Raw genomic sequence first — 23,002 nt, 5'->3', positions numbered from 1 at the left:
CTCCTCCGTCAAATTTCAACCCTAAGGCCGTGCCTGACAAACGCCTCTTTCATCGCTATTGTGGCCGCAGCTTCGTCAGGACCGTAAATTTCAAGCTGATACGGCTCCCGGCTCAACAGCGAAAAGCTCAAACCGAGGATGCTCTTGGCATCGATCGCCCGGCCACCGGCCTTAAGCACGATGCTGGATGTAAACCGGTTAGCCGTCTGATTAATATCCACAATCGCCTTGGTCTCCAAACCACTCATGTGTTTACCTCCGTTCTTTATCTTTGTGGGGTACTTGCACCTGCATCGGTCCGGGATTCATGCATTTGACGGTAGTGCTGCAGCAGTCTGCCTCCCAGGACAATGCCAATGGCGAGCACCAGTGGAATAACCGTGTGAAGCGTATTAGGCAAGGCATCCGTGATTTTGGCCAGCCTCTCCTCTTTTAGGATCATTTCACCCGACGTGTACCCGAGAAGAGCTACGCCAACAATAACGATAACCGGAAAACGGCTCATTAGAGTCATCAGCAGTCTGCTGCCCCAAATAATCAACGGAATGCTGACGGCAAGTCCAAGAGCAATTAAGAGATAATTTCCTGACGCCGCTCCAGCCACGGCCACCACATTATCTAGGCTCATCACCAAATCGGCGATCATAATCGTTTTAATGGCTTTTGCCAGGCGGGTGCTTGCTTCAAGCTTCCCCTCTTCGGCTTCACCCTGCATGAGTTTAAGCGCAATCCAGAGCAGCAGGATGCCTCCTGCCAATTGAACAAAAGGTATCTGCAGCAGCCAAACGGCTGCAATGGTAAGTACGAAGCGAAGCACGATCGCTCCGAAGCTGCCGAAGAAGACCGCCTTCTTCCTCTGTTCGGGCGGCAGGTTTTTGCAGGCGAGAGCGATAACGACAGCGTTATCGCCGCTCAGCACAATATTAATGACGATAATTTTTAATAGACCTAGAAGTAACCACTCCATATCCATAAGTGCCGTTTCCTTTCCTAGCCTTCCTCATTAACAAGAACTCTCCTGCCTTTCAGCTTCAGGATTAACGGAATCGTAATCCACAGCAGTCCAATGATCAGAAACACAAGGGAGACCGGCTTCTGGAGGAAGATCATAAAATCACCGTTGGAAATCGTCAGCGCGCGCCTCATATTATTTTCCATCATGGGTCCAAGAATAAGTCCCAGAACGAGGGGAGCGAGCGGAAAGTCGTTTTTGGACAATACATAACCGACCACGCCGCAGCCCATAATTAAGAGAAGATCGAACGTTGAATACTGAACGGCGTACACTCCGAAGACCGAAAAGACAATAATTAAAGGGATCAAGTACTTGGCAGGCGTCTCGATCACTTTGGCGAACAACTTGACGAGCGGCATGTTGAGAATCAGCAGCATCAGGTTGCCGACAAACATGCTGGCTATAACGCCCCAGGCCAGCTGGGGATGATCCTGAAACAGCAATGGGCCCGGCTGCACATTGTACATAATGAAGGCACCCATCAAAATGGCCGTCGTACCGGAAGACGGAATCCCCAGACTGAGCAGTGGAATCATGGCCCCGCCGGAAGCCGCATTATTTGCCGATTCGGGCGACGCTACGCCTTCGATGGCGCCTTTCCCGAATTTCTCGGGATGCTTGCTGATCTTTTTTTCTACAATATATGCAAAAAAGGACGCGAGAATGGCTCCTGCTCCTGGCAGCAGACCGATAAAGAAGCCAAGAATAGAACCGCGCGCAATCGGTGCGGCGCTGTCCTTCATATCCTGCTTCGTTGGCAGAATGCGGCTGATTTTTGCGATTTCTCCGTCGTTATGATCCCGTTCCAAAATGGTTTTAAACACTTCACCTACCGCGAACATGCCGACTGCGATCGTCAAAAATTCCAGCCCCTGATAAAGCTCCGGAATCCCGAAGGTAAACCGCTCTACGCCGGATACGCTGTCGATCCCGATCGTCGCCAGAAGCAGGCCGAGTGCCGTCATCATCAGCGCCTTGACCATCGATTTGCCGGCCAGGCCGCTGATCGCAAGGAGTCCAAGCACCATCAGCGAAAAGTATTCGGCGGGACCAAATTTGATAGCAACAGCCGATAATGGGCGGGCCAGGAAGATGAGTCCAACCAAAGAGATAATGCCTGCGGCAAACGAACCGATGGCCGATATCGCGAGCGCTGCACCCGCCCGTCCCTGCTTCGCCATTTGATATCCGTCCAGAGTCGTGACGACAGATGAGGACTCGCCCGGCGTATTAAGCAGAATTGAAGTCGTGGACCCGCCGTACATGGCGCCGTAATATACGCCAGCCAGCAGAATAATGGAACTTGTAGCCGCTTCTTCCGGACTCAGGCCTGATGTCATGGTTGCGGTAATCGGAATCAGCAGCGCCACGCCGCTCATCGGACCAATGCCTGGCAGCACGCCAACGACGGTGCCGATCAAGACGCCAAAAAATACAAAGACCAGATTATGCCACTGCATTGCCGTCCCAAGTCCATGCAGCAAATATTCAACTGTGCTCATTGTTTAACCCCCTAGAATAAGACTAACCAAGATGGAAAACCGGGCAGGGTACCATCCAGCACGTTGACATACAGATAATACACACCGTAAGAAAAGCAGGCGGAGATCACGACCGATATCCAGATCCGGCCCCGCTGCATCGTTTGAAAGCCGATCATCAGGAACAGGAACGTTGAAATAACGAATCCGATATCCTCCAGGAAAAGGGCGTACAGCACGGCGGCCGTAAAAATAATACCGAAACGCTTGTAATCGAGCTTTTCCCGATTTTGCTGTTTCTGCTGCCTGCGGAAGGTTTCATATATCAGCCTGATGCTCATCAGCGAAAGAAATGCGCCGAGAAACAACGGAAAGATGTTCGCGCCGACGTTGCTGCCATATGCGCTTGTCGATATGCTGGTGCTTCCGATGACAAAAGCGATGCCGACCGCACAAAATACGATGCCGGCATAGCGGTCAAATGAATGATTCATAGTCTTCACGCCTCCTCTTCAGACAGGGAAAAGGGAAGTCCCCATCCCTTTCCCTCCCCCTGCATGGCCTAAGCCGTTACTTCTGCATGCCGAGTGCCGTCAGCATTTCTTTCAGCTGATCATTTTGTTGAGCCAGGAAAGCCTTGAAATCGTCGCTGTTCTTATAATCGCTTTCCCAGTTGTTCGCCGTCATCTCCGCCGCCCACTCTTTCGTCTCGGTCATTTTTTTGATGGCCTGATCCCAATAGCTCTTCGCTTCAGCGCTCATTTCCTTAGGTCCGAATATCCCCCGCCAAATGAGGAATTCCGCGTCAATTCCCTGCTCCTTCATCGTCGGCACGTCTTTCAAGCTTCCTCCCAGACGTTCAGGCGCGGCCACGCCGAGCACTTTGATTTTTCCGGCCTTTAAATACTGGTCAAGCGACGAGGCATCCGTACCCAGTACATCGGCGTTGCCGCCAAGCAGTGCGGTAATGGCTTCGCCGCCCCCGTCGTAAGAAACGTACTTGACGCTCTTGGGGTCAATCCCGTACTTGAACGCCGGCAGAATGGATACAAGATGATCCATAGAGCCGGGAGCCGATCCGCCCGCGATCGTGAACTTGGTCGGATCGGCTTTCAAGTCATCGAGCAGCGACTTCAGATCGTTGTATTTCGAGTCAGCCGCTACGGCAATAGCGCCATAGTCCTTCGTCAGCTGAGCCAGCGGCGTCGTATCCTGATATCCATATGGCGAATTGCCCTCCTTTTTTAAATTGTTGATCAGGATCGGCGGAGAGTTGACAAACAATTTGTAGTCATCCTTCTTGTCCTTGGTCGCATACTCGGCCATAAACACGGCGCCGCCTCCGCCCGGTTTATTTTCAACCGTAATCGCTTTGCTGACAGCCTTTGTCTCGGTCAATACTTTCGCAATGGTACGGGCCGTCATATCCCATCCCCCGCCCGCACCCGATGGGGCCACGAGCGTTAACGCTTTGTCGGGATAATTGGATTTTTTGGCCGAAGTCCCCTCTTTCGCTGCTCCCCCGTTGGCACAAGCCGCCAAACTAATCGCCAGAATGGCCGCAGGTATCACTTTCCAGGTTTTGCTCATCATTTTTTTATTCATCTGGATACCCCTTTCGAAAAGTTCATCTAAACCCTTATCAACTTGGTGTCATCGAAATGTATGCGCTTTCTTTTTGTGGTTCCCAGCATATCACCCGCGGCAGCTTTAGCAAATGTTAAGCACATAAGATCTAAAAACACGATTATGGGCATTTTGTTCATTTTGTTCACGATAAAATGAAAGCCCTTTCAAGTCCTATATGCTACAATAAAAGCAAAAAACGGAGGGGCGCACGGTACAACATGCGGCTGCAGACAAAACTGATTTGGATCATCTGTTCCCTGATTGCCTTTATCATCCTCAGCTTGAGCGGTATTTTTTATGTCGTGATCACAAACATTTTTGAGGATCAGATCGGTCAACGCGCCCTAAAAGTAGCTGAAACTCTAGCGATCATGCCGGAGATTAGAAAAGCCTTTACTGAGCCGGATCCTTCGGCCGCAATCCAGCCTATTTCGGAAAGCGTCCGGATCAAAACCGGCGCCCAGTATATCGTTGTGGGGAACCGCGAAGGCATCCGGTATTCGCATCCCCTGCCGGACCGGATCGGCAAATCGATGGTCGGCGGCGACAACGGTCCGGTACTTGCGGGGCATTCGATCGTGTCCAAGGCTACCGGTTCCATGGGGCCTTCCGTTCGCGGGAAGGCTCCTGTTATTGCGGATGACGGGACGGTGATCGGCATCGTGTCTGTCGGTTTTCTGACCGACAACATTGACCGGATAAACGATGTATACCAAAATGAAATATTGCTGGTCTCCTTGATCGGTCTGGCTGTCGGGGCAAGCGGAGCCGTACTGATCGCACGCAGCGTCAGGCGTTCCATCCATGGACTTGAGCCCAAGGAAATCGGGGCGCTGTATACAGAGAAAAAGGCAGTCCTCGAATCGATCCGCGAAGGAATAATCGCCATTAACCGGGATGGTTTCATTACGATGGCTAACCGTTTCGCTCTTCAGCTGATGAATCTGTCGGAGAATGAAGCGATCATGGGAAAACATATTGAGGATGTCCTTCCGAACACGCGGCTGCTCGAGGTAGTCCGGAGCGGCGAAGCCGAGTTCGACCGGGAGATGCTGATCGGCGACCATGAAGTGATCGTGAACAGGCTTCCTATCATGGATATGAACAATCAATTAACCGGAGCGGTCTCCAGCTTCCGCAGCAAGCCGGAATTATATCGGCTGGCCGAAGAGTTGTCCCAGGTCAAGCGTTTTGCGGAGTCGCTCCGGGCGCAGACGCACGAATACTCCAACAAGCTCTATGTCATATCCGGCCTGATCCAGCTGGAGTCTTACCAGGAAGCGGTAGACCTGATCAACCGCGAAGTGAACGTCCATCAGCATTTGATTCAGTTTGTGATGAGGGAAATCCCGGACCCGGTCATCGGCGGGCTGCTGATCGGCAAGTACAATCACGCCCAAGAGCTGAAGCTTTCCTTTGAGATCGATCCAGAGAGCACGTTCGCTGACATCCCGGACCATATGGACCGTAGCCTGCTCGTGACCATTATCGGAAATTTGATCGACAACGCGATGGAAGCCGTTCTTGCGCGGCAAACCTTCTCCGAATCCAAAGGCGAAGTCACGCTGTTCCTGACCGATTTGGGTGAGGACCTGATCATCGAATGCGAGGATAACGGAATCGGCATTCCGGAAGACATCGGAGATACGATCTATGAAAAGGGCTTCTCTACCAAACCGGGGGAACACCGCGGGATCGGGCTTGCCCTTGTCGTTCATGCGGTCCATAAGTTAAGCGGTTACATTACGTTCCATCGGAATACGGCGGGCGGCGGTACGGTCTTTACGGTGGCGATCCCCAAACAACCCGGTCTATTCAGAAAGGAGCATCCTCATGGAAATGTCCGAAGTAAATCCAATGATTGAGGTGTTAATCGTAGAGGATGACACCAAAATCGCAGAGATAAACAGGCGATTCGTAGAACAAGTGCCGGGATTTAAAGTCGTCGGCATCGCCACGGATGAAATGCAGGCGAAATCGCAGCTGGAAATCCTGGAGCCCCAATTGGTACTTCTGGATATCTACCTGCCTCAAGCCAATGGCCTGGATCTGCTGCTGTTCATCCGCCAGCATTACCGCAGCACGGATGTCATCATGATTACCGCCGCCCGGGAAATCGAACCGATCCGGGAAGCCATCCGCAGCGGGGCGTTCGATTACCTCATGAAGCCGCTCATCTTCGACAGGCTGAAGGAAACGCTGCTGCATTATGCGGCATTTCAACGGGAGTTATCCCGGCTGGATACGGCTGGGAGCATTGGCCAGAGCGACGTAGACCGCCTGCTGGCAGGTCCCGTCAAAGCGGAGCCGCTTCCTGTGAATACGGCCGACGTTTTCCTGCCCAAAGGCATCGATAAATTGACGCTCGAAAAGGTCGTTCAAACCATTTCGACGGTGAACGACGGGCTAACCGCTCATCAAGTGGCCAAACGGATCGGCATCAGCCGCTCAACCAGCCGGAGATATCTGGAGCATCTCGTCGGGTTCGGCATTGTCTATGCCGACCTGTCCTATGGGGTCGTAGGACGGCCGGAGCGCGTATACCGGAGCAAAAAATAACCCGTCTGCAGGCGCAGGCGGGTTTTCATTTGTTCCATCCCGGATGATTCTTACCGCGTGCACGCCCGATACTCCGTCGGCGACATGCCGGTATGCCCCTTGAACTGCCGGGAAAAGTGCGACAGCTGCATTCCGAGCTGATCCGCAATGTCCGCTACGGGCGCGTTCGTAAATGAAAGCAGGCGTCTGGCTTCCTCCATACGCTTGCGCTGGACGTAATGCATCGGTGTGCAGCCCATCGCTTTTTTAAAATAAGGGATAAAGTAGTTCGGATGCAGATGGACGATCTCGGCCAGCTTTTCGATCTCCATCGGTTCACGAAGATGGTCATGAATGTACTGCAGCACGCCGCCCAGCTTGTTCCCTTCCGTATGGTGCATGAAATCGATCCAATAGTCGGTGTATCCCCCCTCTTCCAGGCAGCAGGCCAGCATGTACAGCAGACCCGCCTGCATGCGCAGGGCCGCGAAAGGACCTCCCGCCTGAAATTGGCCGATCATCTCGTTAAAAGTGCTTCGAATAAACTCCGGGTCGCCGACATCGCTGATATAGAGCTTGCTGTCTGCATGGAACAAAGGCCACTCCCCCACCTGGGCGTCAAAATGGCAGAAATACCGCGTGTATGGATTCTCCTTGGACGTGTAGGTCGTCTGGCTCGTCCCCGCAGGCATGATCATCAGCTGGTTCGGCTTGGGGTAATAGGTCACGCCGTTGATGACGACCGATCCTTCGCCTTCGGTGATGTAATAGAGCCGGTGGAAGCTCGGGGCGACTTCGGCCCGGTTCCAGTCGGGAAAGCCGCTTTTGAGCTGTACGTGACTGATATGTACCCGAAGCCCTTCCGGCAGCCGTGCGCCGAGCTGCATGGCCTGTGCCATAAATGACCCTCCTTATATAGAAAATAGTCGTCTAATGTAATGCCATTGTATCATCCCCATTTTACGAAAACACCTTAATTTTGTGCAAAACCCTCTTAATCTTAGCCATTTGCTTCCCATGCCATTCGGGCTAAGCTTGAGGGAGATGTAATGGCTTACATGCCTGCAAACTTTGATCATAATCCATGGGAAGGCGGGATCATTTAGATGGAGCAAGTACGATACGGCATTATCGGCATCGGGAATATGGGAAGCAGTCATGCACTGAATTTGGTGGACAAAATCAAGGGGGCGCAGCTGACGGCGATATGCGATACAAGCCCCGCCCGTCTGGAGTGGGCACAGGCCCATCTGCCGGAATCGGTTCAAAAATTCGACACACCGGAGGCGTTCTTCGCCTCGCAAGCGATGGATGCCGTCCTGATCGCCGCTCCGCATTATGATCATCCGGTATTGGCGATCCAGGCTTTTGAGAACGGTTACCACGTCATCGTCGAAAAACCGGCCGGAGTCTACACCAAGGCGGTTCGCGAAATGAACGAGGCCGCTTCCCAATCGGGCAAGCTGTTCGGCATTATGTACAACCAGCGGACCTCCCCGCTGTATACCAAGCTGCGCGACCTGGTGCAGTCCGGAGAATTGGGGAATATCAAGCGGACCAACTGGATCATTACCAACTGGTACCGCTCGCAGAGCTACTATAATTCCGGCGGATGGCGGGCCACCTGGGCTGGCGAAGGCGGCGGTGTGCTGCTGAACCAGGATCCGCATCAGCTTGACCTGTGGCAGTGGACGACCGGCCTGATGCCGAAGCGCGTGCGTGCTTTCTGCCACTTTGGTAAATACCGCAATATTGAAGTCGAAGATGACGTCACCGCTTATGTCGAATATGAAAACGGAGCTACCGGCGTATTCGTGACCACTGTAGGCGAGGCACCCGGAACGAACCGGTTCGAGCTCTCCGGAGATAACGGCAAAATCGTCGTCGAAGACGACAAGATCACCTTCTGGCGCCTGCGCGTGCCTGAGCCGCAGTTCAACGCGGAATATACAGGCGGATTCGGCCAGCCGGAATGCTGGAAATGCGACATTCCGGTGCATGGGGGACACGGTCCGCAGCATAACGGAATTTTACAGAACTTCACTAATGCCCTGCTGCATGGCGAAAAGCTGATCGCCCCGGGCGAAGAAGGCATCCGCGGCCTGACGATTTCGAACGCGATGCATCTGTCGGCCTGGACAGACGATTGGGTGGACCTTCCGCTCGACGAGGATCTGTTCTACGACAAGCTGCAGGAGAAGATCAAAAACTCGACGTTCCGCAAGGAAACCGCCGGCGGTAAGGTGCTGGACGTATCCGGAACTCACTGATAGATATCCCATTTTCGATAAGAGGAGAATCGCCCTATGAAACTATCGGTATTTACCGTCGTCACCCCGGATCTGACCCCTGAAGAGCTTGTACTGGCCGCCAAGGAAGCCAGACTGGACGGCGTGGAATGGCGCTTCAAGGAAGTTCCCGCAGGCGCTGCAGGCGAGAAGCCGTCGTTCTGGAGCAACAATTTGTGCTCGATCGACCCTTCCCTTCCCGCGGACCAAATGCAGAAATTCAAAGACCTGGCCCTTGCACAGGGGCTTGAAGTCGCCAGCATCACTCCCTATCTGAACCATCTGGACCTAAAGGATACGGAGCATGTATTCCGGACGGCCCAGCAGCTTGGGGCGAAAATGATCCGCCTCGGCGTGGCCGGGTATAACGCATCCGCCGACTATAACGAGTTGTACGACAAGACAGTCCGCTATTTAAAAGAAGCGGAGCAAATGGCCCAGCAATACGGCGTCAAAGGCATCATCGAAACCCATCACGGCACGATCGCGCCGAGCGCCGGTCTCGCCCACCGCCTGGTCAGCCACTGCAGCCCGGACCATATCGGCGTCCTGTACGATCCGGGCAACATGATCCACGAAGGCTTCGAGCATTCCCGGATGGGCCTTCAGCTTCTCGGTCCTTACCTCGCCCACGTCCACATCAAAAACGCCGAGTGGATCCGGGAAGGAACGCGTGAAGACGGAACGGTCAAATGGCGTTCGAAATGGGCGCCGATGCGCGAAGGCATCGTAGATTTCACCTCACTGCTCAATGACCTGAAATCCGTCGGCTATGACGGCTACTTGGGCATCGAGGATTTCAGCGAACAATACACGTCGCGTGAACTGCTGAAGGAATTCGCCCAGCTCATGCGCGAAAGGATGTGACCTTCATGACCGCACAAAATAAAGACGGAATGAACTACGCGCCGGAAGGCAAGCCGAACCATGTTGTTGAACCGGGCGAGTTTGTGTTTGCGGCGGCGGCTCTGGACCACGGGCATATTTATGGCATGTGCAACGGGCTGATCGAAGCCGGGGCGACGCTGAAATGGGTTTACGATCCGGAGCCGGCGAGAAGCCAGGCTTTTGCCGACAAGTTCCCGCAGGTTCAGATCGCGGACAGCCTTGAGCAGGTGCTCGGGGATCCGGAGGTCCGATTGGTGGCCGCAGCCGCGGTGCCCAGCGAACGCTGTGCTCTTGGGCTGCAGGTGATGGACGCAGGAAAAGACTATTTTACGGACAAAACGCCGTTCACTTCGCTGGACCAGCTGGAAGCGGCGCGCCGGAAGGTGAAGGAAACCGGCCAAAAATACGCGGTCTATTACAGCGAGCGGCTTCATGTGGAGTCAGCGGTCTATGCCGGACAGCTCGTGCAAAAGGGAGCCATCGGCCGTGTCATCCAGGTGACCGGCTTCGGCCCGCACCGGCTGAATGCGCCATCGCGTCCGGACTGGTTTTTTGAGAAGGATAAATACGGCGGCATTCTGTGCGATATCGGGAGCCACCAAATCGAACAGTTCCTGTTCTATGCCGGCTGCAAGGACGCCAAGGTTCTGCACAGCAAAGTAGCGAATTACAACAATCCGGACTATCCCGAGCTCGAGGATTTCGGCGACGCGACCCTGGTAGGCGACAATGGCGCCACCCAGTATTTCCGGGTCGACTGGTTTACGCCTGACGGTCTCGGCACCTGGGGCGACGGCCGGACGATCATCCTCGGCACCGAAGGATATATCGAGCTGCGTAAATACATCGACATCGCCCGCGATCCGCGCGGCGACCACGTCTACCTGGTGAACGGGGACGGCGAGCAGCACTTCGAAGTCAAAGGCAAGGTAGGCTACCCTTACTTCGGACAGCTCATTCTCGACTGCCTGAACCGGACCGAGAATGCCATGACCCAGGAACACTGCTTTAAAGCAGCCGAGCTGTGCCTTAAGGCGCAGGAGGCGGCCGTACGCATCGATCAGGTGCTGCAGACGAATTCGTAGCCACAATTCCTGCCCGACCGCGTGTTATATTAACGGGCTGCCAGGATTGACGACTTTTCCATAAGCAAAAAGCTCCCGTATCGCGCTCCCCTCTATGTAAAGAGGTTAAGAGCACGGCGGGAGCTTTTTTTCATTCCATCCGGATTTGGATCTATTCTGTTAGGGCATCCATCGAATAAAGAATAGCCATGCCATTCGGTTATATGTCATGCACGCGCTGAGGCTGTGGCTATTATTCTGTCACTACTCCCCGTAGACGTTGGTAAACGCCTCTTCGATTTTCGGAACGATGTTTTCCCAATCGGCATCCGGCATTTTGCTGACGGTGACGAACGTCCCGATGCCAAAAATGTTGTCCACCCCGTCGATGCTGAGCAGCGCGCCGGCAAGCGGATGGTCGGTGTCGTCCCCTTTTTTCAGTGAGGTACTCTTTGGTCCTTCGAACAGGCTCTGGCTCGCATTGACTTTAAGCGAGTGCGGGTTCGGTGTCTGCTGAATTTGAATGGATACGGCCATGCTTAATCACTCCTTTCTGCTTATAACTGTACCATATTGTCCATTTTCCACCAAAACCAATTCGCCCTTCAGAAGTGAAAGCGACATCATTTGCGCTTGGCGAAACGCTGGATTACAATAAAAGGAATTGAACGGTTAGGGAGAGGTGAAGAAATGAGCGACAGCAGACTGCAGCCCGGAATGGACGCCACGTACATCGTTTCCGGGGACTCGATTTCCAAGGGGGTCGTGTATGATGAAACGCGCAGCAAATATGTCATCCTTGAGGATAATTACGTATCCCTTCTTCAGGACAAACTAAAGGGAGCCGTGAAAAACACGGCGAGATTCGGCAATACACTGATGAAGGGCATTGGCAGCCTGAAGAAAGAAATTCTGAAGGGCAAGCCCAGCATGGTGCTGATTGAATACGGCGGCAACGATTGCGATTTTAACTGGAGCGAAATTGCCAGCAATCCGGACGCGGAGCACCGTCCCAAGACGGATTTTACGCTGTTTGAGAAAATGCTGACGGATACGGTGAATTTTCTGAAAAGTCAGTCGATTACGCCGGTTCTCATGAGCCTCCCTCCCCTCAACGCGGATAAATACTTCAAGTGGGTCAGCCAGGATAACCCCGAAGCGGAGCGAAACATCATGAAGTTTCTCGGCAGCGTCACCAAAATCTACTGGTGGCAGGAGCGTTACAATTCGACGATCCTCAAGGTGTCCGAGCTGACCAAGACCAAATACATCGACGTGCGGGGTGCTTTTCTCGCCCATCCGGACTTTACCCAATTCATCTGCTCCGACGGCATCCATCCGAACCAGGACGGCCATCGTATCATTTACGACAAGGTTCTCGAGTTCGTCAAAGCCAATTACGGGCATTTGCTGAAGGACAATACGATTGGCTGCGAGGCGTAAATGATAGGATCATGCGAATATCCAATTCAATAGGCGTACCTTGCTTCTAGACTTGCTTGGTTTGTACTAAAAAAGGCTGCCCTATCAGGTGACTTCACCTGGGGAACAGCCTTTTTGTCATTCGGAGTTTTCTCATTCTGAGTTTCGACATTCGGGATTTCGTCACTTGTGATTTCGCCATCCGTCATTTCTTCACTCGTGATTTCCACAGCCTTCCTTCGGGGAGAGCCGCAGAGTGAACGTCCAGTCATACGGCGTCATCAAATTGACGACCAGCGTGCGGCAGCCGGCAGGAAAGCCGGTGTTGTTCAGCGCCTTCGCCCAGTGTCCGTGCTGCCCGCCCTCCATCTCAATCCAGTCCGTGCCGGCGCTGCAGCGGACGCCGCCCTGCTTCCAGAACAGCACGCCGCCGGACTCGTCTGCGGGAAACAATCCTTCCCCGGCGAACGCCGTTTCGCCGCCGAAGACGAAGGATATCTGCGTCATCATGCCTTCAGGTTCCCGGCACTGCACGCGAAGCCGGAACCCCTCTTCATCCGCGGTCAGATCCGCTTCGGCGCGATGGTGCTGTTCATGCGTCATCTCGCGCAAATGATGCGGCAGCAAGTACCACGGGCTCGTCCCGCCACCTGCCGCGGTCTGCGGCAGTGCTGTCCGGGGAAGCGGTCCGTAATAGCCTTTGGCCTCGTGGCCGGCCAAACGGTATCGGCCTGGCAGCTCTTCGAGCGTGTTCATTTTGACGTAGCCGGGTTCGAATGAGGAGGCCAGCCGGACGCCCAGCAGCCGCACAGCCCCATGCCGGAGGGACAGGAACGAGTCCGTCTCGGCCATGACGGTCAGGCTGGTCTGACCGTCCCGCTGCCGCCCGACCGGAGCGCCGAAATCGGTGTGCAGCCGGCTGTGGTAAATGCGGCCGTAATGGCCCGCGCTTTCCAGCTGCCGGAGGTACTGCCCGCGGTCAAAATGCCGGTTGATCATCACGCGGTAGCGATCGGGAAGAGGAGACGGCTGAACCCGCCGCTCACGGAGCTGCGGATAGCGCAGATAGCCGATCATCGCGTTGTTCGGCAGCCAGCCCGGATGGACAATCGCCTGACCGGCGGCATCGGCGAGCGCCGCAAACAGCGGATCCCGGTCCATATGCTCCATCAGTCGGCTGATTAGAAAATAGCCGGATAGGTCATGCCTCACCCCGTAATCCTGGCGGCCGGAATAATCGGTGACCACCTCGCCGTCCGGATGGATCAGGTAAGCCATCATCCGCAGGTTCCGGCGGACCGGCTCCAGCAGCTCCGGCCGGTTCAGCTGTTCCGCGGCATAATACAGCACGATGTCGCTGACCCCGTTATAGATTCCGTTGCTCCGCTCGGTCCATTCCCCGTCCTCCGTGCAGTCCATCCCTTCGGCCAGCCAGGCTTCGGCCCTATCCTTCAGTTCCTCCTTGCCGGTGAGCCGGTACAAAAAGCCAAGGGCGGCAGTGAGCACCCACCGGTGGTTGGGGGTATGGCAGCCGCCTGTCAGCAGTACAGGGGCGGTCCGGGTAAGGAACAACCGGATCAGGCCGGCGGCTTTCTCCAGCTGCTCCCAGCCCTCGAGATGGGCCACGAGCAGCTCGTGCACCTGGGCGAGACCGCCTGCCACGAACGCCGTATCCGGCGGGGAGTGCATATTCGTCCAGCCCGGGGAGATGGAGCCGTCCGCATGCTGAAATCTCAATATGAATTCGGCTCCGTACTCCAGCCGACTGAGCAGCTCTTCGTTATGATAATAACGCGAATCGGGATTGATCAATGCCGCGGCCCAGAGCGCCATGATCATCGGCGTGCCGCCATGGCTGGCCCAGGCGATGCCGTTGACCGGGTCCGTGACGCCTCCATGATAACGGCTGCCCTCGTCCAGCACTTGGCGGCTTAGGCTTTCCTCCACGCATCGGTCGTTTATGGCAACCAATTGTTCATACATGCTTTATTCACTCGCTTTCGGGTTCATCATGCCACCGTATCCTTACTCCACACCACTTTCGTTAACCGGAATGTGTCCCGTCCCGGTCCGGCCGCCTGCTGCCCGCAGACGCTCCAGCTTGGCCGTCAGCAGCCCATGGCTGCGGTCGATCTCCTCCGGCGTACAGGCTGATTTCAGCTCGTAGACCTTCACAGGCGCGGCTTCGATCACCGGCAAAAACCGGTCGAAATAAACCACGTCGCCGCTGTGGACATAGGGGCACCAATGGTCGGACAAGCCTACGCTCTCGTGGATATGAATCCCGGCGATATGGTCCATGATCAGGCTCATATCCTCCGCGTTGTCGTACAGACCCATCCGCTCCATCATCATGCCGTGGCCGAAGTCGTACCACAGACCGATCTTAGCGCCTTGAAGGCGGTCAATGATGCCGCGCGCTTCCCTCAGTGTCGGCATCTGGTAGCACCGCGACCGGGTCTCGATGCCGATCGTTACGTCCCATCCCTTGGCTGCGATCCGCCCGCAGGCGTCTTCCAGGCTGTTCGCGATCCGCTCCGCATAATGCCCGCTCAGCGAATCCCGCCGCTCCAGCATCTCTTCCCACAGGCTGCGGTATGCCGGCGAATCGGGGCCGTGCTCCTTGTAGAGCGCCTTCAGCTCCTGATCGATATTGGCCTCAAACGGTACCTCTCCCGGGTGGACGACCACGGCTGCCGCTCCGTAACGGGCGGCATATTCCGCCGACTGCACCAGCAGATCGACCGCCCGCTTCCGCTTGGCTTCATCGTCAAATCCGAGCAGCACCGAATCGGTGCCGTAATCGGGATCGTCAATCAATGGGAACGTATTATGCACGCTGGAAATAGCGATTTCGCCGCGCTCAATCATCGGTTCGATTGTGGTCAGCATTTCCCGGGTGACGTTATAGTTGAGCTCCACGCGCTTAAAGCCCAGCCGCCGGATTTCCTCGATCATATCGCTTCCCACAGCGTGGCGTTTAATATTCCAGCAGGTTGAAAAGGAATACTCCCCTTTGTCCAGAACCATCAAGCCGCCTCCTTGTATTCGATTAAAAGCGTTCCGCCCCTCGAAGGGCATCGCTCACTCAATCTCAAACTCAAACCAAGCCTTATATCCTTTTGCCGAAAAACCGGTACAACTGATCCTTACAGCCGATAAATTTATTTTCCCTCCCATTCGCCTACCCCTTAACCGCGCCGATCATGACCCCGTTCACGAAATACCGCTGCAGCCAAGGATAAACGAGCAGAATCGGAACGGTGGCAAAAATAACGCTCGCCGCCTTCAGGCTCTCCGGCTGCATCGGACTCACCATTGCGCCCTCCATCTGCATCAGGTCGGACACCATGTTGTTCTGGATCATCTGATACAGCTTCAGCTGCATCGGATAGAGTTCAGGGCTGGTAATGTACAGCAGCGTATCCGTAAACCCGTTCCACCGGCCCACCGCATAGAACAAGCTGAGTGTGGCGATGACCGGCATCGACAGCGGCAGAATAATGCTGATGAGCGTCCGGAAGTGGCTGCTTCCGTCCAGTTCGGCCGATTCCTCCAGGCTATCCGGGATGTTGTTGAAGAACGAGATCAGGATGATCAGGTAAAAAGGGTTGATCAGGCCGGGCAGAATCAGCGCCCACATTGTATCGATCAGATGGAGGCTGCGGACCAGAATGTATTCCGGGATGATGCCGCCGCTGAAGAACATCGTCACCACGATCAAAAACATGATCAGTCTGCGGCCTTTCAGCTTTTTCTGGGTAAGGGGATACCCCGCCGCAACGGTCATCAGCATGCACATGACAGTATGCATCACGGTGAGCAGCACCGTAAAGCCAAGCGATCGGATCATCGACAAGTCGCTGAACACCTGCCGGTAAGCCCCCCAATTCAGCTCTACCGGGAGCAGGCTCACCTCTCCGGAGAGAACCGGGCGGCTCGAACTGAGGGATATAGCCAGAATATGAAGGAACGGGGCCAGGCAGACCACCACGACGATGCCGAGCAGCACCGCATTGACGATATCGAATCCCCTGCCGGACGTTTGCGACCTCATCTTCGTTCACTCCTTTCTCGTAAAAATGCTCCTGCCGCGCTACAAAATGCCTTCATCGGTCAGCTTCCTCGAAACAAAGTTCGCCCCGAGGACGAATACCAGCCCCACCACCGCCTGGAACAGGCCGACAACGGTGGCAAGCGTATACTGTCCCGATTCGAGGCCGATCCGGTACACGAACGTGCTGAGCACGTCGGAATAATCGCGTACCATCGTGTTGCCGATAATGTACGGGCGCTCGAAGCCGATCGAGATCATGTGGCCCAGGTTGATGATCAGCAGGGTCACGATCGTCGGCTTGATGCCGGGGAGCGTAATGTGCCAGATGCGCCTCATCCGTGTAGCCCCGTCCACTTCCGCCGCTTCGAACAGCTCTTTGTTAATGCCGGTCAATGCCGCCAGATAGATGATCGTTCCCCAGCCCGCGCTCTGCCATACCCCGACCAGCAGATAGGTGATCAGCCAGGTATTTTTATCCGTCAAAAAGGGAACCTCCGGAAAACCAAAGGCCGTAATGACATTGTTGATCATGCCGGACTGCGTGCCGAATACCTGGTACACGATGCCCCCGATGATCACCCAGGAAATGAAATGGGGAATGTAGAGGATCGTTTGGGACAGCTTCCTGAACCACGCGCTCCGCAGCTCATACAGCATAATCGCCAAGATCAGCGGAGCCGGGAACGAAACGAGCAAATCGAGAAAATTCAGCATCAAGGTGTTGCGCAGCGTTTTGTAAAAGTCCCGCATGCCGAACACTTCCTTGAAAGCGTCCAGTCCGATCCATTCGCTGCCGTTAATGCCTTGAAACAGATTGAAGTCTTTGAAAGCGATCTGAATGCCATACATCGGTCCATACCGGAAGATAATAAAATAAGCCAGCGGTAGAAGCAGAAGCGCATACAGCTGCCAATATCTGCCCAAATAACGCGTCATTTTCACAAGCCTTGCCTCCTCTGTTGACGGGCCTAACCGCACGGTTTATTTCGACTTCATTTCGCCGTACACTTTGGTCCGCTCATCCAGAACGGCCTGACCGCCGCTGGCCATATAATCCTTCATGAGGGAATCGTACACCGCTTCGAACTGCTCCGGTTTTGCCGTCGTCGTCTTGACGATCATTTCGTTGAACTTGTCGAGCAGCGTATTGCCGTATTTGGCCTGGGCTTCGATCGGACGATCCATCAGTACCGGAGGTACCGTATCCGAGTTGGAAATCATCAAGGCTTCCCGGGCACCGTCCTGATACTTCGGCGGAAACTGGAGCGCTTTAGCCTCCTTGTTCTTCTCAGGGCTTCCCAGCTGCTGTCCGTTGGTAATGAGGGTCATATCGCCGGCGTTGAACATCCGGTTCTTCGCTTCCTCCGTCGGATTTTCCAGCGCCACCGGGATGCCGTCCTTCATCGTATAGTTCTCGCCCTCGACCCCTGTCTGCATGTTGAAGAGCACGTCGCCCGATGCCATCCAGTCCAGGTATTTCACCGCTTCTGCCGCATGCTTGCTGGATTTGGGGATCATAACGTACAAGCCCACCGGCGCGTATTCCGGCTTGGCATGCTCGCCTTTTTCATTCGTATATACATCCACCGCCTGGAGTTCCGCACCCTTGACATTGGACTGCAGCGTCTCATAGGTACCGTCTGCATAGTAAATATTTGTGTCGTCCTCGCTGAAGAAGCCGACCTTTCCGGTGGAGATATCCTCGCTCATCTTCTTTTTGTCCTCGTCCAGCCCGAAGTCCCGGCTCATCAATCCCTCGTTGTACAGCTTGTTCATGAACTGGAGCGCATCCTTGAAGCCGGGAAGCAGGATCGGATAATCACGTGATCCGAGCTGCTGGGTCAGCGTATATTTCTGCTCCTCCGTCGTCTCCTTGATGAAAGACCAGATCAGCGGTTCGTACTGCGCCGGAGCGATCGTCATGCCGAGCGGGATCACTTTGCCCCCGGTTCCGCCCGGATCCTTTTCCTTAAAAGCTTTCAGCGCCAAGTACAATTCGTCTGTCGTCTGCGGCACAGGCAGGCTCAGCTTGTCGAGCCAGTCCTTGCGGATAAACGAGGAATACTTGCCGAGGTTCGACCGTTTGGCCGGAACGGCGTACAGCTTCCCATCCACCTTTCCATAGTTCAGCACCTCGTCGCCAAGAAACTTTTTCAGGTTCGGCCCGTACTGATCGATCAGCTCTGTCAAGTCCGTCAGCCCGCCCTGCAGCGCATATCGGTAAAAGGTGCTGGAATCATACGTGAACACGATGTCCGGCACATCTCCGCCGCTTGCCATCAGCACGTTCAGCTTCTCGACTTCCTCCGAACGCGGGACGGGAACGTAATTCATCTGAATCTGATTAGGGGTGCCGAACTTTTCCTGAACCCAGCGGGTCCAATAATTATCTTTGATGGTATACCCCGAAGGCGAATTGCCGCGGTCGAACACCTCCACCGACAGGGTCACCTGTTTGCCTGAGGACCCGGATCCTGATCCGGATCCTTCCGAAGCGGCCTGTTCCGATTTGGGCGAACATGCAGACAACAACATACTGCCCGCGACCAGCACGGCTGACATGAAGCGAACCGATTTTGCCAAAGATCTTGTGTTCCTGTTCCCAACCATTCGTATCATCCCTTCATCTTTTTCATGCCGGCTCCGCTGAATGGCAAGCGGATTATTGTTTACGCTTTCAATCGGGCCGGTTACCGCATCAGCGGGAATGCCCACAGTATGTCACGGGATGCGGCGGCTGGACAATAAACCAGTTTCGGATCGATAAACCGTTTGGGCGTAGAGGCGGAAAACCATAACACCCTGAAGAGCAAACCGTTTTCCGGCAATAAACTATTTTCAAAACACCGCTCAGGCCAGGAGCTGCAAGGCTTGGTGGACTGCTTACGGCTCCTGCATCTGCCCTCGAACGCGTTCCTTAAATCGGAACGTCACGCTGCGACTTCGCCTTTAATTTGCGGTAATCGCCCGGGGTCACTCCCACCTCCCGCTTGAACGTCCGGCCGAAGGTAATGGAATTGGCGTAGCCGACCTGAAGCGCAATGTGCTGGACGGTGTCGTCGGTTTCCAGCAGCAGCCGTTCCGCTTTGGCCATCCGCAGCTGGACCATGAAATCGACGAACTTCATGTTGAACTCTTCCTTGAACAGGTAACTCGCGTATTTGCCCGAGATCTGAAAGCGGTCGCTCAGATGCTTCAGTGACAGATCCGGATCGGCAAAATTCTCTTCGATGTACGCCTTCATCTCCACGATCATCGCCCGGTGGCTTTTCGTTTCGCTGACGGCTACGAACGTACGGTAAATCTCTGCCAGCTGCTCCGTAAACAACGATCGCAGCTTGTCCAGCGACGTCGTCTCCTCAACAGCCCGGCGCCAAGATCCGGCCCGCTCGCCCGTAAAACAGGACTGCAGCTGTTCGGAAAGGTCCCCGACCTCCCGCGCCAGCATTTCCATCATCGTCAGCAGCAGCATGCGGATATCCTCATCCTTCAAGGCATCGGCTTTCAGGTCGTCAAAAATCCGCTCAAGACGGCTCCGCCAATCGCCGTCGGACAGCCGGAACTGCTTCACGAACTCGGCGATGCCCTGCAGGTGGGTATATGTTCTGGTCGCCGCGTTAGCCGGCATGTCCTCGCTGAGAATAAATGCCCTCTGGCCAAGCGACAGCTTATGCTGCAGCGCCCTGGCCGCGGCCTGATACGAGGCGGACACTTCTTCCCATGAGTCCGAACGCGGTCCGACGCTGACCATCAGGGACAAGCCCAAATGGTCATGGGTCCAGGCGATGCCCCGCTCCGACAGCCTTCGAATCCTCTCCTGCGTCTCTTCTTCCGTCACATCCGGGCTCACACCGAGCAGCAGGCCCATCCGGTTCGCTTCCGTCCATTCCCCCCAGCCGTGCAAGCCTTCGTCGCGGGCCATTTCCTGCAGCACATTGGTCAGCGCAAACTTGAGCGTGCTCTGGTCCTGAACCGAAAAGCCCTGCTGAAAACGCGGAAATTCCAGTATTTCTACGAGGACCAGCAGATACGGCCCCGTGACCTGTACCGGCAGCGGTTTCAATCGGTCCAGACGCTCGCCTGCATCACCAAGGCGTTCCCCCTGAACGAGGTCGATGAACAGCTGCCTTCTGGCGATCAGCATGTTCTCCTGCTGCTGCTTCTCGTAGTCGGCGGTCTGACGGATTAAATTTTCCAATGCCCGGTCGATCAGAAGCAGCTCGTCGCTCTTGGCGCCGCCCGGAGGATCCATCCGGTCACGGACCGCTTCGATCCGGTGCATCATGGCGCGGATCGGTTTATAATTGCGCTTGGTGATATACAGTAAGTAGGCGACGGCTGCCAGCACGGTGCCCACGCCGATGACGATCCAGATGTACGAAACGACCGACACCCACATAAACAGCTGGCCCGCTGCAATCCCGCTCTCAAACGTCCAGCCGGTGGCTTGGAACGGAATACGGTTCAGAATGCGGCCTTCTGCAGCCTCTGCGTCTCCCGGTTCGGACGGACGCGTCGAGAAGATCAGATTTCCTTCCCGGTCGCGGATTTGAAGGAAGGATACATCGGTATCTTTCATGGTCCGGATTTTCTGCTCCAGCGCATACATGTTGACGTTAATGACGACAAAGCCCTGCGTACCGAACGGAAGCGGGGCCCGTTTGTACATAGAGATGACCCGCCGCTTCGCATCGCTCCCCATTTCATGATAGTCGCGGATCGGGGACCAGCCCTGGTATGCCGGCTGGCCCATCGCCAGCTCGACAAACGGCCTGTCGGCAAACTCGTCCCACTCCAGGAGACCGCTCGTTGTGAGCGTCTGCCGATCGCCGCTGCGGTACACATACACAGAATCCACGAGCTCGTCTTTGGCAGCCAGGGTTCGCAGGCTGTCCACGACCGCATATACCGCATCCCGCTCATACGGACCGTCCGCCTGAAGAAAATCGTTGTAGCGGCTGTTCCGCTCCACCTCATCCAGTGCGTTCATTTCGATTTCCTTGAGGGCCATCTGGACCGTGTCCACGATATATCCCGTAGAAATCTGATCCGCCTTAACCGTCTCCTTCTGGGAAATTTCATTGACGACGAGGAAAGACAGGAACACAAGAATCGTTACAGTGATCAAAAAGATGGGGAAATACGAAAGCAGCATTCGGCGGTACCAGCTGTTCCGCAATGCCAATCACTCCTTTACAACGGGTTGTTTGCCATGGAATCACGATAACGGATCAAAGGGGCCATGGTAGTCGCCAATTTTTTTTGACATGAGGTAAGCGCTTTCTTTATTCATTTTATTCTATCGGATGGGACGGTTCGGAATCAATCCATAGGCGCTGGATCCTATAAAAAGTGGCAAACGCAAAAACGGCAGCCCGGGACATGACGTTCATGTCCGGACTGCCGCCCTTGTAGTAGATGATCTATATAGGATAAATAGAGCGATAAGCGTTTATTTTCCGTGGCACTTCTTGTACTTCAGCCCGCTGCCGCATGGGCACGGCTCGTTGCGTCCCACCTTCGGCACAGTATCCGCTGCGGAAATGTTCACCAGCTTCACCAGCTCCGGCTTAACGCCATCGGCAATGGCCTGAAGCTCCACCAAGGTGTGGCCGTTATTGGCCCACATCCGGGTATGGTTATAGACTTCGGTCAGCAGCTGAATCGTCTGCTGGGCCTGAAGCGGGTTTTTGAAATTGATTTTGCGGCTCTCGAATTCGTAGATCAGATCCTGAATCGACGAACCTTTGGCGCACGCCAGCTGGAGATCGTCGATCAGGTATTCCACCGTCTCCTGGTCCTTGCACAGCTCCCGCAGCACGTACTGCTGCAGCGCGGACAGCTGCGGCGTCATTTCAAAATACGTCTCGTCCGCATACCGGAGCAGCTCCTCCTGCTCGGGAACGTAATACGGTTTCCCTTCGACCTTCGCGATCCAGTCGTTGATCTTCTGCTCGTCCAGGTCGTGGAGCAGATAGCTGTTCACGATGTATCCGCTGTGAAGGAGCAGATTCTCGCCCCGGCCGATCGCCTCGTTCACTTCATTCAGAAGCTCCTCCGCACTCAGCGCCTGTTCATTCTGGTCGTTGTAGATCTCAAGAAGCTTGTCCACCTTAACCGCTCCGTACAAATGGGATGCGGCAACAATATATTGATAAGCCAGCTGGTGCTGGCCGTGCTGCTGTTTCAAAGCAGGCAGATCAGCCTTGCGGATGGCGTCCCTGATTTCTTCCGGCATGATCAGGTGCAGCTGACCTTCCGAGAAAAAGCTGAATACAAGCCCGCGATCCAGCAAAAAGGCATAATCCCCGTATGGAATCGTATTATCTTGAACGGAAGACTCCTGAAGGAGCGTCTCAAACAGGCTCCATTCGGCACCATCCATTTGGAGCAGCATGGACGACAAATGCTCCGTATTCGTGACGTAATCCGACAGCGCTTCGGCAAGCTCTTCTTTCTTCATCTTGGAACGACCTGTGATGCTGTGGACGGAAGCCAGCGCGGACAGCCTCGTCTTGGTCAGGCTCAGCAAAATCTCGGACAAGCTGGTCATGGGTTCGCCGATGATGGCGTGCTGTATGTTTGTTTGTTCCAGTTGTAACGTAGGGTCTTCCAACATG

20 protein-coding genes are annotated in these 23,002 nt (G+C 54.9%); 6 read left to right on the top strand and 14 right to left on the bottom strand.

From position 1 onward, the window contains the following. Nucleotides 1–8: 8 nt before the first annotated feature. The 5 genes from K2F33_RS13220 to K2F33_RS13200 all read right to left on the bottom strand — a co-directional run bounded on the left by K2F33_RS13220 (nt 9) and on the right by K2F33_RS13200 (nt 4,101). Nucleotides 9–248, bottom strand: coding sequence for an HPr family phosphocarrier protein (locus tag K2F33_RS13220; RefSeq protein WP_263881947.1), 240 nt, complete (start codon nt 246–248; stop codon nt 9–11). Between the two features lie 17 nt (nt 249–265). Beyond that, nucleotides 266–967 (bottom strand): TerC family protein, encoded by a 702-nt coding sequence (locus K2F33_RS13215; RefSeq protein ID WP_412974000.1) that lies wholly within the window; start codon nt 965–967, stop codon nt 266–268. A gap of 23 nt (nt 968–990) precedes the next feature. Then, nucleotides 991–2,517, bottom strand: coding sequence for a tripartite tricarboxylate transporter permease (locus K2F33_RS13210; RefSeq protein ID WP_076175708.1), 1,527 nt, complete (start codon nt 2,515–2,517; stop codon nt 991–993). Nucleotides 2,518–2,528: 11 nt separating this feature from the next. Then, nucleotides 2,529–2,990 carry a tripartite tricarboxylate transporter TctB family protein gene (locus K2F33_RS13205; protein WP_076175706.1) on the bottom strand — a complete coding sequence of 154 codons (462 nt, stop codon included), beginning with the start codon at nt 2,988–2,990 and terminating at the stop codon, nt 2,529–2,531. Nucleotides 2,991–3,066: 76 nt separating this feature from the next. Further along, the gene (locus K2F33_RS13200; protein ID WP_263881945.1) at nt 3,067–4,101 is read right to left on the bottom strand and encodes a tripartite tricarboxylate transporter substrate binding protein; all 1,035 of its coding nucleotides are present in this window, start codon (nt 4,099–4,101) and stop codon (nt 3,067–3,069) included. A gap of 242 nt (nt 4,102–4,343) precedes the next feature. Here K2F33_RS13200 and K2F33_RS13195 point away from each other — a divergent pair, with 242 nt between their 5' ends. Both K2F33_RS13195 and K2F33_RS13190 read left to right on the top strand, forming a co-directional pair. Further along, nucleotides 4,344–5,990, top strand: a complete 1,647-nt coding sequence (locus K2F33_RS13195) for an ATP-binding protein (RefSeq protein WP_089548618.1) — start codon at nt 4,344–4,346, stop codon at nt 5,988–5,990. Continuing rightward, nucleotides 5,959–6,684 carry a response regulator gene (locus tag K2F33_RS13190; RefSeq protein WP_373309611.1) on the top strand — a complete coding sequence of 242 codons (726 nt, stop codon included), beginning with the start codon at nt 5,959–5,961 and terminating at the stop codon, nt 6,682–6,684. The genes K2F33_RS13195 and K2F33_RS13190 overlap by 32 nt, the downstream gene beginning before the upstream one ends. Nucleotides 6,685–6,734: 50 nt before the next feature. Here the strand turns inward: K2F33_RS13190 and K2F33_RS13185 are convergent, their stop codons facing one another. After that, nucleotides 6,735–7,562, bottom strand: a complete 828-nt coding sequence (locus K2F33_RS13185) for a helix-turn-helix domain-containing protein (protein ID WP_263881944.1) — start codon at nt 7,560–7,562, stop codon at nt 6,735–6,737. Nucleotides 7,563–7,769: 207 nt separating this feature from the next. Here K2F33_RS13185 and K2F33_RS13180 point away from each other — a divergent pair, with 207 nt between their 5' ends. The 3 genes from K2F33_RS13180 to K2F33_RS13170 are packed head-to-tail and all read left to right on the top strand — an operon-like array spanning nt 7,770 to nt 10,924. Next, nucleotides 7,770–8,933 carry a Gfo/Idh/MocA family protein gene (locus K2F33_RS13180; protein WP_089548620.1) on the top strand — a complete coding sequence of 388 codons (1,164 nt, stop codon included), beginning with the start codon at nt 7,770–7,772 and terminating at the stop codon, nt 8,931–8,933. 36 nt (nt 8,934–8,969) lie between these two features. Next, nucleotides 8,970–9,818 carry a sugar phosphate isomerase/epimerase family protein gene (locus K2F33_RS13175; RefSeq protein ID WP_263881943.1) on the top strand — a complete coding sequence of 283 codons (849 nt, stop codon included), beginning with the start codon at nt 8,970–8,972 and terminating at the stop codon, nt 9,816–9,818. 5 nt (nt 9,819–9,823) lie between these two features. Next, entirely contained in the window at nt 9,824–10,924 is a 1,101-nt protein-coding gene (locus tag K2F33_RS13170) for a Gfo/Idh/MocA family protein (RefSeq protein ID WP_089548622.1), read from the top strand. Between the two features lie 243 nt (nt 10,925–11,167). On the opposite strand, the gene K2F33_RS13165 is transcribed toward K2F33_RS13170, so the two are convergent. Continuing rightward, entirely contained in the window at nt 11,168–11,440 is a 273-nt protein-coding gene (locus K2F33_RS13165; protein WP_076175691.1) for a NifU N-terminal domain-containing protein, read from the bottom strand. A gap of 153 nt (nt 11,441–11,593) precedes the next feature. Between K2F33_RS13165 and K2F33_RS13160 the strand changes: the two genes are divergently transcribed. Then, on the top strand, nt 11,594–12,346 hold the full coding sequence (locus K2F33_RS13160; RefSeq protein WP_263881942.1) for an SGNH/GDSL hydrolase family protein: 753 nt from the start codon (nt 11,594–11,596) through the stop codon (nt 12,344–12,346). Between the two features lie 192 nt (nt 12,347–12,538). Here K2F33_RS13160 and K2F33_RS13155 read toward each other — a convergent pair whose 3' ends face one another. The 7 genes from K2F33_RS13155 to K2F33_RS13125 all read right to left on the bottom strand — a co-directional run bounded on the left by K2F33_RS13155 (nt 12,539) and on the right by K2F33_RS13125 (nt 23,001). Beyond that, nucleotides 12,539–14,308 carry a hypothetical protein gene (locus K2F33_RS13155; protein WP_263881941.1) on the bottom strand — a complete coding sequence of 590 codons (1,770 nt, stop codon included), beginning with the start codon at nt 14,306–14,308 and terminating at the stop codon, nt 12,539–12,541. Between the two features lie 42 nt (nt 14,309–14,350). Then, nucleotides 14,351–15,355 (bottom strand): sugar phosphate isomerase/epimerase family protein, encoded by a 1,005-nt coding sequence (locus K2F33_RS13150; RefSeq protein ID WP_263881940.1) that lies wholly within the window; start codon nt 15,353–15,355, stop codon nt 14,351–14,353. Between the two features lie 154 nt (nt 15,356–15,509). Beyond that, nucleotides 15,510–16,382, bottom strand: coding sequence for a carbohydrate ABC transporter permease (locus K2F33_RS13145; protein WP_263881939.1), 873 nt, complete (start codon nt 16,380–16,382; stop codon nt 15,510–15,512). Nucleotides 16,383–16,421: 39 nt separating this feature from the next. After that, nucleotides 16,422–17,318: an ABC transporter permease gene (locus tag K2F33_RS13140; RefSeq protein ID WP_076175735.1), complete on the bottom strand. Its 897-nt coding sequence runs from the start codon at nt 17,316–17,318 to the stop codon at nt 16,422–16,424. A 45-nt stretch (nt 17,319–17,363) separates the two neighbouring features. Then, nucleotides 17,364–18,992, bottom strand: coding sequence for an extracellular solute-binding protein (locus tag K2F33_RS13135; RefSeq protein ID WP_263881938.1), 1,629 nt, complete (start codon nt 18,990–18,992; stop codon nt 17,364–17,366). Nucleotides 18,993–19,299: 307 nt separating this feature from the next. Next, complete coding sequence (locus K2F33_RS13130) at nt 19,300–21,561, bottom strand: helix-turn-helix domain-containing protein (protein ID WP_263881937.1); 2,262 nt, start codon at nt 21,559–21,561, stop codon at nt 19,300–19,302. Between the two features lie 273 nt (nt 21,562–21,834). Next, nucleotides 21,835–23,001, bottom strand: coding sequence for a YecA family protein (locus tag K2F33_RS13125; RefSeq protein ID WP_212985178.1), 1,167 nt, complete (start codon nt 22,999–23,001; stop codon nt 21,835–21,837). Nucleotide 23,002 lies beyond the last annotated feature (1 nt).

It is taken from the genome of Paenibacillus sp. PSB04 (genome assembly GCF_025809195.1).
In the GTDB taxonomy this organism is placed as follows: Bacteria; Bacillota; Bacilli; order Paenibacillales; family Paenibacillaceae; genus Paenibacillus_AQ; species Paenibacillus_AQ favisporus.
The sequence above is the reverse complement of the archived record's forward strand: the minus strand, read 5'-3'. Positions and strand labels throughout refer to the sequence as shown.

What these genes read in the sequence shown, in the direction of transcription:
- K2F33_RS13220 (WP_263881947.1), bottom strand. Translation starts at nt 248, where the DNA reads ATGAGTGGTTTGGAGACCAAGGCGATTGTGGATATTAATCAGACGGCT.
- K2F33_RS13215 (WP_412974000.1), bottom strand. Translation starts at nt 967, where the DNA reads ATGGAGTGGTTACTTCTAGGTCTATTAAAAATTATCGTCATTAATATT.
- K2F33_RS13210 (WP_076175708.1), bottom strand. Translation starts at nt 2,517, where the DNA reads ATGAGCACAGTTGAATATTTGCTGCATGGACTTGGGACGGCAATGCAG.
- K2F33_RS13205 (WP_076175706.1), bottom strand. Translation starts at nt 2,990, where the DNA reads ATGAATCATTCATTTGACCGCTATGCCGGCATCGTATTTTGTGCGGTC.
- K2F33_RS13200 (WP_263881945.1), bottom strand. Translation starts at nt 4,101, where the DNA reads ATGAATAAAAAAATGATGAGCAAAACCTGGAAAGTGATACCTGCGGCC.
- K2F33_RS13195 (WP_089548618.1), top strand. Translation starts at nt 4,344, where the DNA reads ATGCGGCTGCAGACAAAACTGATTTGGATCATCTGTTCCCTGATTGCC.
- K2F33_RS13190 (WP_373309611.1), top strand. Translation starts at nt 5,959, where the DNA reads ATGGAAATGTCCGAAGTAAATCCAATGATTGAGGTGTTAATCGTAGAG.
- K2F33_RS13185 (WP_263881944.1), bottom strand. Translation starts at nt 7,562, where the DNA reads ATGGCACAGGCCATGCAGCTCGGCGCACGGCTGCCGGAAGGGCTTCGG.
- K2F33_RS13180 (WP_089548620.1), top strand. Translation starts at nt 7,770, where the DNA reads ATGGAGCAAGTACGATACGGCATTATCGGCATCGGGAATATGGGAAGC.
- K2F33_RS13175 (WP_263881943.1), top strand. Translation starts at nt 8,970, where the DNA reads ATGAAACTATCGGTATTTACCGTCGTCACCCCGGATCTGACCCCTGAA.
- K2F33_RS13170 (WP_089548622.1), top strand. Translation starts at nt 9,824, where the DNA reads ATGACCGCACAAAATAAAGACGGAATGAACTACGCGCCGGAAGGCAAG.
- K2F33_RS13165 (WP_076175691.1), bottom strand. Translation starts at nt 11,440, where the DNA reads ATGGCCGTATCCATTCAAATTCAGCAGACACCGAACCCGCACTCGCTT.
- K2F33_RS13160 (WP_263881942.1), top strand. Translation starts at nt 11,594, where the DNA reads ATGAGCGACAGCAGACTGCAGCCCGGAATGGACGCCACGTACATCGTT.
- K2F33_RS13155 (WP_263881941.1), bottom strand. Translation starts at nt 14,308, where the DNA reads ATGTATGAACAATTGGTTGCCATAAACGACCGATGCGTGGAGGAAAGC.
- K2F33_RS13150 (WP_263881940.1), bottom strand. Translation starts at nt 15,355, where the DNA reads ATGGTTCTGGACAAAGGGGAGTATTCCTTTTCAACCTGCTGGAATATT.
- K2F33_RS13145 (WP_263881939.1), bottom strand. Translation starts at nt 16,382, where the DNA reads ATGAGGTCGCAAACGTCCGGCAGGGGATTCGATATCGTCAATGCGGTG.
- K2F33_RS13140 (WP_076175735.1), bottom strand. Translation starts at nt 17,318, where the DNA reads ATGACGCGTTATTTGGGCAGATATTGGCAGCTGTATGCGCTTCTGCTT.
- K2F33_RS13135 (WP_263881938.1), bottom strand. Translation starts at nt 18,992, where the DNA reads ATGGTTGGGAACAGGAACACAAGATCTTTGGCAAAATCGGTTCGCTTC.
- K2F33_RS13125 (WP_212985178.1), bottom strand. Translation starts at nt 23,001, where the DNA reads ATGTTGGAAGACCCTACGTTACAACTGGAACAAACAAACATACAGCAC.